At 68.4% G+C, this 9,470-nt stretch carries 13 protein-coding genes and 1 tRNA gene; 7 read left to right on the top strand and 7 right to left on the bottom strand.

The features are described from left to right. On the top strand, positions 1-814 hold an 814-nt coding region (mmsB, locus tag WC493_RS20085), incomplete at its 5' end, for a 3-hydroxyisobutyrate dehydrogenase (RefSeq protein WP_373067857.1). A 298-nt stretch (positions 815-1,112) separates the two neighbouring features. On the opposite strand, the gene WC493_RS20080 is transcribed toward mmsB, so the two are convergent. From WC493_RS20080 to WC493_RS20070, 3 genes are read right to left on the bottom strand one after another with little or no spacing between them, the layout of a single operon-like run. Next, complete coding sequence (locus WC493_RS20080) at positions 1,113-1,709, bottom strand: type VI secretion system-associated protein TagO (RefSeq protein ID WP_373067855.1); 597 nt, start codon at positions 1,707-1,709, stop codon at positions 1,113-1,115. A gap of 59 nt (positions 1,710-1,768) precedes the next feature. Next, positions 1,769-2,302, bottom strand: coding sequence for an isochorismatase family protein (locus WC493_RS20075; protein WP_373067853.1), 534 nt, complete (start codon positions 2,300-2,302; stop codon positions 1,769-1,771). Next, a complete protein-coding gene (locus tag WC493_RS20070) occupies positions 2,299-2,925 on the bottom strand; it encodes a TetR family transcriptional regulator (RefSeq protein ID WP_373067851.1) in 627 nt (208 codons plus the stop codon). Before WC493_RS20070 ends, WC493_RS20075 begins: the two co-directional genes overlap by 4 nt. A 72-nt stretch (positions 2,926-2,997) precedes the next feature. On the opposite strand from WC493_RS20070, the gene WC493_RS20065 reads away from it, so the two are divergent. Together WC493_RS20065 and WC493_RS20060 are read left to right on the top strand one after the other, a co-directional pair. Then, positions 2,998-4,521 carry a 4-hydroxyphenylacetate 3-hydroxylase family protein gene (locus WC493_RS20065; protein ID WP_373067849.1) on the top strand — a complete coding sequence of 508 codons (1,524 nt, stop codon included), beginning with the start codon at positions 2,998-3,000 and terminating at the stop codon, positions 4,519-4,521. Between the two features lie 10 nt (positions 4,522-4,531). After that, positions 4,532-4,954 (top strand): HD domain-containing protein, encoded by a 423-nt coding sequence (locus WC493_RS20060; RefSeq protein ID WP_373067847.1) that lies wholly within the window; start codon positions 4,532-4,534, stop codon positions 4,952-4,954. A 6-nt stretch (positions 4,955-4,960) separates the two neighbouring features. On the opposite strand, the gene WC493_RS20055 is transcribed toward WC493_RS20060, so the two are convergent. The 3 genes from WC493_RS20055 to WC493_RS20045 form a co-directional block, all read right to left on the bottom strand. Further along, a complete protein-coding gene (locus tag WC493_RS20055) occupies positions 4,961-5,560 on the bottom strand; it encodes a hypothetical protein (RefSeq protein WP_373067845.1) in 600 nt (199 codons plus the stop codon). Between the two features lie 37 nt (positions 5,561-5,597). Further along, positions 5,598-5,674, bottom strand: a tRNA-Arg gene (locus tag WC493_RS20050). 31 nt (positions 5,675-5,705) lie between these two features. Continuing rightward, on the bottom strand, positions 5,706-5,999 hold the full coding sequence (locus tag WC493_RS20045; protein WP_373067843.1) for an ETC complex I subunit: 294 nt from the start codon (positions 5,997-5,999) through the stop codon (positions 5,706-5,708). Positions 6,000-6,111: 112 nt separating this feature from the next. Between WC493_RS20045 and WC493_RS20040 the strand changes: the two genes are divergently transcribed. Further along, the gene (locus WC493_RS20040) at positions 6,112-7,320 is read left to right on the top strand and encodes a DNA recombination protein RmuC (RefSeq protein ID WP_373067841.1); all 1,209 of its coding nucleotides are present in this window, start codon (positions 6,112-6,114) and stop codon (positions 7,318-7,320) included. A gap of 2 nt (positions 7,321-7,322) precedes the next feature. Further along, complete coding sequence (locus WC493_RS20035; RefSeq protein ID WP_373067839.1) at positions 7,323-7,553, top strand: hypothetical protein; 231 nt, start codon at positions 7,323-7,325, stop codon at positions 7,551-7,553. Here WC493_RS20035 and WC493_RS20030 read toward each other — a convergent pair. Continuing rightward, positions 7,543-7,713, bottom strand: coding sequence for a hypothetical protein (locus WC493_RS20030; RefSeq protein ID WP_373067837.1), 171 nt, complete (start codon positions 7,711-7,713; stop codon positions 7,543-7,545). The genes WC493_RS20035 and WC493_RS20030 overlap by 11 nt on opposite strands. Positions 7,714-7,760: 47 nt before the next feature. Between WC493_RS20030 and WC493_RS20025 the strand changes: the two genes are divergently transcribed. Together WC493_RS20025 and WC493_RS20020 are read left to right on the top strand one after the other, a co-directional pair. Then, positions 7,761-8,909, top strand: coding sequence for a VIT1/CCC1 transporter family protein (locus WC493_RS20025; RefSeq protein ID WP_373067835.1), 1,149 nt, complete (start codon positions 7,761-7,763; stop codon positions 8,907-8,909). Positions 8,910-9,013: 104 nt separating this feature from the next. After that, positions 9,014-9,470 (top strand): TRAP transporter small permease subunit (locus WC493_RS20020; protein WP_373067833.1); only part of this gene is annotated, 457 nt, incomplete at its 3' end.

Here is a 9,470-nt window from a genome sequence, read left to right as displayed (position 1 = left end):
CCACGACCTGACCGTCTTCGACCTGTCGAAGCCCGCCGTCGAGGCGCTCACCGCCGCCGGGGCCAAGGCGGCCGCCAGCCCGGCCGAAGCCGCCGCCGGGGCCGAGGTAGTGGTCTCCATGCTGCCGGCCGGTGCCCATGTGAAGTCGGTCTATACCGGCGGCGTGATCGCTGCCGTGGCCAAGGGCACGCTGCTGATCGACTGTTCGACGATCGACGTCGGCACCGCACGGGAAGTGAATGCGGCCGCGACCGACGCCGGCATGGACATGGTCGACGCGCCCGTGTCCGGCGGTGTCGGCGGGGCCGAGGCCGGCACGCTGACCTTCATGGTCGGCGGTTCGGACGCGGCCTTCGCGCGCGCCAAGCCGGTCCTGGACGCCATGGGCAAGACCATTGTCCATGCGGGCGGTCCGGGCAACGGCCAGGCGGCCAAGATCTGCAACAACATGCTGCTCGGCATTTCCATGATCGGCACCTGCGAAGCCTTCGCGCTGGCCGAGAAGCTGGGCCTCGACCCGCAGAAGCTGTTCGACATTTCCTCGAAGTCGTCGGGCCAATGCTGGTCGCTGACCTCCTATTGCCCGGTGCCCGGCCCGGTGCCGACCAGCCCGGCCAACCGCGACTACAAGCCGGGCTTCGCCACGGCGATGATGCTGAAGGACCTTAAGCTCGCCCAGGAAGCGGCCTCCAAGGCCGGCGCCGCCGTACCCCTCGGCAACCAGGCCGCCAGCCTCTATGCCCTGTTCGATGCGGCCGGCCACGGCGGCACCGATTTCTCCGGCATCATCAACCTGCTGCGCGGCAAGCTGTAGGCGGCCGCGCCCACATTTTCTTCCAGCTGTCGGCCCCCTCATGTCGGCGAGTGAATAAAAAACGTCATGGCCGGGCTTGTCCCGGCCATCTACGACAACTCGTCGCCGTCGGTGTTCGCGTGGATGCCCGGGACGAGCCCGGGCATGACGGTCGAGAGGGTGCAGAGGTCGCGAAGCGGTCCGATTTCCTTAAGCGGACAGCCGTGGCGCGCCGAGCGGGATGACGCCATGGGGAGAGTACACAGGCCCACGTCAGACGCTCCCCGACCCGCTCGATCCCGGATCTTCTGCGGCAGACTCAAAGTTTCCAGTTGCAGGCTTCTGCTACCCGTTCGATCACCGGACGGACCTCGCCCAGGTCGAAAACCGCTTCCTGCGTCCCCGTCGCGCCGACCAGCTTGATCGCCAGGTACCGGCCGGCGGCGAGGTCGCGCAGCAGGGGCAGCGGATTGTCGGCCACCACGGCACCGTCCCGGGCGACCGACCAGGTGTCCCGCTGCACCGGCCTGTCATCGATCCGGTAGCTGACCAGATCGCCGCCGTCGGGCCTGAAGGCCGGCAGCATGAAGACATCCGCCGTCTTCTCCTCGCAGCGGAGGTAGAGGGTGGCGGGCGCTTCGGTCATGCCGGCCCGCGGGCTGGAGACCAGGGCGGCGAGCACCGAACGGCTGCCGTCCACCGCCGAGGTCTGGTCATAGACCTGCCACTGCCCGGGGCGGGGCGCCTCCGCCGGTGCCGCCGTCGTGGGATCGAGGCGGTCGTAACAATCGAGCCGCTGCAGATTGTCGACGACATCGCGGCAACGGCCGATCGCGACCGCCAGATCGTCGCCCTGCTGGGCCGCCGCCGGCAGGGTGCCGAGCAGGAAGGGGACGAGAGCAAGCGCCGGGCGCATCATGTTTCTCCGCGGAGAAGGCATGTCCCCATAATGGGCGTTCCGGCCGCGCCGGCAACTCACTTGATCAGGGCGACGGCCTCGCGAAAGCGCGGATGGCGGGCGTCGACCAGCCATTCGAAGACCGCCATTTCGGTGGTCACGATCTCCGCCCCCGCCGCCGCCATGCGGGCGATCCCGGCTGCCTTGTTGGCGGCCGTGCGCGAGCCGATCGCGTCGGCGACGACGAAGACCCGGCGGCCGACGTCGAGCAGGCCCATCACGGTCTGGAGGACGCAGACATGGGCCTCGCAACCCGCCACCACGAGGGCGTGATCGGGCGCCAGCCGATCGAGGAAACCGGGTGCCCGGCAGGAATCGAAGGTCGTCTTCTCGACCACCAATCCCTCGTCCGGGGCGAGGTCGGCCACCGTCGGCCCCAGACCCTTGGGATTCTGTTCGGTGAACAGCACGGGCACGTCGAGCAGGCCGGCGGCAGCGATCAGGCGTTTCGCATTGGCGACCGTGGCCGCCCCCTCGTGGATCGCCGGCATCAGCCGGGCCTGAAAATCGATCACCAGCAGGGTCGATGTGGCGGCATCCATGGTTCTCATGCGGGGCTCCCGACGCGGGCGAGGCGGTGGCGCAGATAATCCTCCATCGCGGCCGGCGCGGCAGCCCCGAACATGCGGATCCGCCCGGTATGGAGCAGCAGGAGCAGGCCGGCGGCATGGGCGAAGACGTCGACCACCAGCCCTTGCGCCGCTTCCCGCCCGGCGCCGAGGGCCAGCGCCGCCTCGGCGATCGGCTGCAGGGCGGCGGCGAGCGCCGCGTTCAGCGCCTCGTCCCGCTCCCGCCCCAGGCCCGCCGGCTTCATGCCGCCGCGGAAGAGATAGAAGCCGAGGTCGAGATCGCGCGGATGCTCGGCATAGAAGCCGAAGAAACCCATGGCGGCGGCGAAGGCCCGCGCCCGCGGCTCGGCCACGCCGTCGACCGCCGCCTGGACTGCGGCCCCGAGCGCCGCGAGCGAGGCTTGCAGCACTTCGGCATAGATCGCCTCCTTCGAGTCGAAATGGAAATAGAGCGCGGCCGGCGTATAGCCCGCCTTGGCCGCGATGGCGCGCAGGCTCGCCCCCTCCAGCCCCTCGGCGGCGAAGACCTCCCGCGCGGCCTCCAGGATCAGGCCCCGCTTGTGGCCGCTGACCGCCGCCCGCCGCTGGCCCCGCTCGCCATTCATGCCGCCTCCCGAACGCTGTTGACGGCGAATTCTAACGCTGTTCAATTATTCGAACAAGACAGGGGAAACGCCATGCTGATGACCGCCGCCGACTATCGGGACTCGCTCCGCGCCCTCCGCCCGCGCGTCTTCGTCAACGGCCGGCGGGTGGAGAGCGTGGCGGACGAGCCCCTGCTCGCCCCCGGCATCAACGGCCTCGGCGTCACCTATGATTTCGCCCATCGGCCGGAATACCGCCGCCTGATGACCGCGCGCCAGGGCATCTCGGGCGAGACGGTGAACCGCATGCTCCATATCGACGAGACGGCGGACGACCTCCTGGCCAAGCTCGAAGCGGTGCGCCTGGTCTGCAAGGTCTCGGGCTGCGCCCAGCGCTATCTCGCCCATGACGCGCTGAACGGCTTCTTCCAGGCCACAAAGTCCGCCGACGCCGCCCATGGCACCGATTATGCGCAGCGCTTCCTCGCCTATCTGCACGATGTCCAGGCCCGCGACCTTTCGCTCGGCATCGCCATGACCGATGCCAAGGGCGACCGCGCCAAACGCCCGGGCGCCCAGGCCAACCCGGATAGCTACGTCCATATCGCCGAGCGGCGGGCCGACGGCATCGTCATCCGCGGCACCAAGGCGATCGTCACCGGCGCGCCCTATATGCATGAATTCCTGGTCATGCCCTGCCGCACCCACCGGCCGGAGGACGCGGATTTCGCCGTCGCCTGCGCCGTGCCGGTGGATGCGCCGGGCATCACCATCGTGGCCCGGCCGGCGGGCCGCCCGGGCGAGGCGGCGGCCAAGTTCTCCGCGACCTACGGCCAGTCGACCGGGGTCGTGATCTTCGACGATGTCTTTGTGCCCCACGAGCGCGTCTTCCTGGCCGGCGAGACCGAGGAAGCGGGCTTCCTCACCACCGCCTATGCCGCCCACCACCGCCATTCCTGCATCGGCGCAAGGGCCGGCTTCGGCGACCTGCTGATCGGCGCAGGCGCCCTGATGGCGGAAGCGAACGGCCTCGATCCCGAACGCCACGCCCATATCCGCGAGGCCATGGTCGAGCTGATCACCCTGACTGAAGGCTTCTATGCCTGCGGCATCGCCGCCTCGGTGAAGGCGGTGGCGGATCCCGCAGGCTCGGTCATGCCGGAGCCGGTGTTTTCCAACATCGGCAAGCTGCTGCTGGCGACCAAGATCTACGACATGCATCGGATCGCCCATTACGTCTCGGGCGGGCTCATCGTCGCCCTGCCCGGGCCGGACGAAGACCATAATCCGGAAACCGCAGCCTCCCTTTCCGCCGTGCTGGGCGGGCGGGACGATATTCCGATGGAACGGCGGCGGGAGGTCGCGCGTTTCCTCGAAGACCTCACGGTCTCGCATCAGGCCGGCTGGTATTCCGTGATCTCGCTCCACGGCGGCGGCTCGCCCGAGGCGATGAAGCGCGAGATCTGGCGGAACTACCCCCTGGCCGAGAAGACCACCCTGGTCGAAGATCTCCTGGACCGCGGCATCCTGGCCGACGGCCGCCCGACCTCGAAGCAACCCGGCCGCTGCTGCGAAACCGGCTGCACCGTGCCGGCGCCGGAGGCCGCCGCTCCCTGAAAGGAACCCCATGACCCCGCTCGAGACGGCGATCCGCCTGGCGGTCGAGGCCCATGCCGGCCAGACCGACCGCGGCGGCGCCCCCTATATCCTGCATCCCCTGAAACTGATGCTGGAAATGACCGACGAAGCGGCCCGCATCGCCGCCGTCCTGCACGATGTGGTGGAGGACACGCCCGTCACCCTCGACGACCTGCGCGCCCATGGCTTCGAAGAACTGGTGGTCGGCGCCGTCGAAGCCCTGACCAAGCGCCCCGGCGAAACCCGCCTCGAAGCCGCCCATCGCGCCGCCGCCCATCCGGTCGCCCGGCGCGTGAAACTGGCCGACGTCCGCCACAACATGGACCTCTCGCGCTTGGCCCAGCCGACCGACCGCGACCACGCCCGGCTGGAGCAGTACCGTCAGGTGCTGGCGGTGTTGGAGGCGATCTGAGCCCGCTCAGGGCGTCGGGACCCGGGCGAAATGACTGTAGTTTATTCCACCAGCGGCCATCGGCATGAACAGATAGACGGCCATCACTATGCTTACGGACGAGCGGACGACGAGCCCGCCGTCGGCGGCCGGCCAAAGCTCGATCCCCTCGCTCCCCATACCCACCCAGTCCTTTTCGAGGCTGGGACCGATACCATGATGTTGCAGGTGGCCGTCGTCACACTCGAAGGCGGCAGGACGCGCCTCTCCGACCGCGCCGAGCGGCGCGACCCGTAATTGGCCAGTGTCGGCGTGCCATGAAAGCGCGACCCGTTCCACCTTGGCAAAAGGGGTCAGATCGACCGGCCCGCGATCGATCAGCGCAGTCCGAAGTTCCGGAACCAATTTGACAGGATGCGCGACGTCGAGGGGCGACGGATCGGCTACCTGCCCCGTTGCCTCATAGGTTCCGTCGATCCAGCTGCAATCCTTCGCTGCGGCGACGGGCTCCCAGGCCGGTGGCAAACTGTCGACAGACACACATCCAGCGGGAAGCCACGATAAGGCTGCCACAGCCGAAATCGCCACAGACCAGCGTTTAGTCGATTTTCGCCGCTTCATGATCACCGCTCATCGCATCCGGCAGCGATGATACCACTACGTGTGGCGACCCCGGCAGGGCTCGAACCTGCGACATCCCGCTTAGAAGGCGGGTGCTCTATCCAGCTGAGCTACGGGGCCGTTGAGCGGCGGGTCGTGGCGCCGCCCGGGGTCAGCGGACGCGGTCGTATTTGAAATTGTCGGCGTAGGTCTTCAGCTTGAAGGTGACCGGCTTGGGGTCCTGGACCTCGTAGGGGATGCGGTGCTTTTCGCAATAGGCGACCGCCTCGTCCTTGGTCTCGAAGGTCATCTTCACTTCGCCGTTCATGTCGGTCGTGCCGGTCCAGCCCATCAGGGGGTCGAGGCGGCGGATCGCCTCGGGTTCGAATTCCAGCACCCAGCGGCGGCTGTTCGCCTTGCCCGACTGCATCGCATTCTTGGTCGGCAGATAGATCCGGGCCTGCATCTGGCACTCCATCAAGCGTCGGTTACGCATTTCGCCTTCGGCGAGAACATGGTCTGATCGCGCCGGTCTCGTCAACTGCTGCCCGCGATTCCGGGCCTTCGCCGAACGTCTCATGCAAATCACCGCAACCGAACTCCTGCTCGGCCTTCTCGTCCTGATCGCGATCGGCGTCGCCCTCGCCGCCCTGCTGCGCGGCCGCGGCGGCTCGGTCGGGGGCCAGATCGAAGCCCTCGAACATGCGCAGGAGCGGACAGAGCGGGCGCTGCGCGAGGAATTGTCGCTCAATCGCCAGGAGGCGGGGACGGCGATGAAGAATTTCGGTGAGACGCTGTCGAATAGGCTGGACGGCCTGGCCCAGGGGCTCGATTCCCGCTTCGCCCATCTGGTCGCCGATTCCGCCGCCAAGCTCGAAGAGATGCGCAAAACCGTGGACGAGCGCCTGCAGGGCACGCTCGAACAGCGCCTCGGCGAATCCTTCAAGCTGGTTTCGGACCGGCTGGAACAGGTGCACCGGGGCCTCGGCGAGATGCAGAGCCTGGCGGCCGGCGTGGGCGACCTCAAACGCGTGCTCACCAATGTGAAGGCGCGCGGCATCTGGGGCGAGATGCAGCTCGGCAACCTGCTGAGCCAGATCCTCACGCCCGACCAATATCTGGCCAATGTCGCGCCGATCGAGGGCAAGGGCGAGCGGGTCGAATTCGTCGTCCGCCTGCCCGGGCGCGACGACGGCGAGGAGGTCTGGCTGCCGATCGACGCCAAATTCCCGCGCGAGGATTACGAGCGCCTGCTGGAAGCCGCGGAACTCGCCGATGCCGAGGGCGTGGAAGCGGCCGGCAAGGCCCTGGAAGCCCGCCTGAAGAGCTTCGCCCGCGACATTTCGGAAAAATACCTGAACCCGCCGCGTACCACCGATTTCGCGGTCATGTTCCTGCCCACCGAAGGCCTCTATGCCGAGGCGCTGCGCCGCCCCGGCCTCGCCGATGCGATGCAGCGCGACTACCGCGTGGTGCCGGCCGGGCCGACCACCCTGGCCGCCCTGCTGAACAGCCTGCAGATGGGTTTCCGCACCCTGGCGATCGAGAAGCGCTCGTCCGAGGTCTGGCTGCTGCTGGGCGCGGTGAAGACCGAATTCGCCCGCTACGGCGAAGTCCTGGACAAGGTCCAGCGCAAGCTCGTCGAGGCGAGCCAGCAGATCGACAAGGTGGCAGTCCGGAAACGCGCGATCGACCGCCAGCTCCGCCAGGTTCAGAGCCTGGACCCCAATGCCGCCGCCCGCCTGATCGAGGTCGAGGACCCCAGCCCCATCGCGGACGAGGATTGACCATGGGCCGCATCATCGTCATCGCCGCCCTGGTCACCCTCGGCGTCATCGTCTCGGCCTGGATCGGCAGCATCACGGAAAAGCTCCGGCGCCGCCTGAACCCGCCGTCGTCGGCACCCGGCCTGCCGGCCCCGGCGCGGCCGCGCAACCGCTGGCGCGACGTGGCGATCGGGCTCGCCATCCTGCTCGCGGTCGTGGTGATCGGCTTCCTGATCCGCCCGCCTACGACTTGACCTTGCCGCCCTTGGGCGCGGGCCCGCCGGCATGGGTCGGCTCGAAGGCCGGGGGATCGCTGGCGGGGAAGGATTCGAGGCCCGCCTCGTCGACCGGATCTTCGGCCGCATCCGGCGCCTTCCGCGGCGCCTCCTTGTCCTTGTTTTTCCGCTCGGACATGGCTCTTCTCCAAGGGTTGGCACAGTGTTCATGTGGGGGTGTTCGCCATGGTAGCCAAGTCACCGGAACCGGAACAGCCGAAAGCGGCCGCCAAGCGCTATGCCGCCGATCTCCAGGGCGAGATCGACAGCGCCAGCCTCTACCGCGCCCTCGCCGATGCCGAGGGCGACGCGAAGACGGCCGATATCTATCGCAAGCTCGCCGCGATCGAAGATGCCCATGCCGATTTCTGGCGCCAGAACCTGGAAAAGGTCGGCGCCCGGGTGTCGGAGCCGAAGCCGGGCTGGCGTTCCCGCGCCCTCGGCTATCTCGCCAGGCGCTTCGGGCCGGGCTTCGTGCTGCCCACCATCAACGGCCTGGAAGGGGCGGACAGTGCAGCCTATGACAGCCAGCCGGAAGCGGTCGCCCAGGGCCTGCCGGCGGCCGAACGTTCCCATGCCCAGACCCTGAAGGCGCTGGCCGGCGACAAGGGCCTGAAGGGCAGCGCCATCGCCAGTCTGGAAGGCCGCCACCGCGCCATGGGCGGCAATGCGCTGCGCGCCGCTGTGCTGGGCGCCAACGACGGCCTGGTCTCCAACCTGAGCCTGGTCATGGGCGTCGCCGGGGCCGAGGCGGTGGGGCAGACGATCCTGCTGACCGGCCTCGCCGGCCTGGTCGCCGGTGCCTGCTCCATGGCCATGGGCGAATGGCTCTCGGTCAACAGCGCACGCGAGCTGGCCCAGCACCAGATCGCCGGCGAGGCCGACGAGTTGAACCAGGTGCCGGAGGAAGAGATCGAGGAACTGGTGCTGATCTACCAGGCGCGCGGCCTCGAGGAAGCCCAGGCCCGCGCCCTGGCGAACCGCCTGATGGCCGACAAGGACAATGCGCTCGATACGCTGGTGCGCGAGGAACTGGGCATCGATCCCGAATCCCTCGGCGGTTCGGCCTGGGCGGCGGCGGGCTGGTCCTTCCTCCTCTTCGCGGCGGGCGCCATCGTGCCGGTGGCGCCCTTCTTCTTCCTGGCCGACACGCTGGCCGTCCCGGCCTCGATCGGGGCGAGCGCCCTGGCACTCGCGGGCATCGGCACGGCGACTGCGCTGTTCACCGGGCGCTCCGTCCTGTTCTCCGCCTTCCGCCAGCTCGCCATCGGCCTCGCCGCGGCTGGCGTCACTTTCGCGGTCGGCCGCCTGGCGGGGGTCAGCCTGGCCGGCTGAGGCGAGCGCCTTCACCCAAAGTAGGGGGGGCGATTCGTCGCAGGGCCGCCTAGATTCTTCCCACAGCAAGAGAGCAGCAATGCCCCGAGGGAGAGGAAACACCCATGCTGATCGCCCTTTGCCGGGCCGTCGACCGCGTCAATGAGGTGATCGGCCGGATCGCGGCCTGGGCCATCGTCGCGGCCATCCTGGTTTCCGCCGTCAATGCGATCGTGCGCAAGCTCTTCGGCACCTCGTCCAATGCCTGGCTGGAACTGCAATGGTATCTGTTCGGCGCCACCTTCATGCTGGCCGCCGCCTGGACCCTGCGGAACAACGAGCACATAAGGATCGACATCGTCTCCAGCCGCCTGTCCAAGCGGACACGGGACTGGATCGACGTCTTCGGCCATGTCTTCTTCCTGATCCCCTTCGCCGGGCTGCTGACCTGGCTCGGCCTGCCCTGGGCCCTCGCTTCCCTCCATTCGGGCGAAATGTCGAGCAGTGCGGGCGGCCTCGTGCTGTGGCCGGCAAAGGCGTTGATCGCGGCCGGCTTCGTCCTCCTCCTCCTGCAAGCCTTCA

This window comes from Zavarzinia sp. (assembly GCF_041650655.1).
Lineage (GTDB): Bacteria > Pseudomonadota > Alphaproteobacteria > Zavarziniales > Zavarziniaceae > Zavarzinia.
This window is presented reverse-complemented; position numbering and strand designations above follow the sequence as displayed.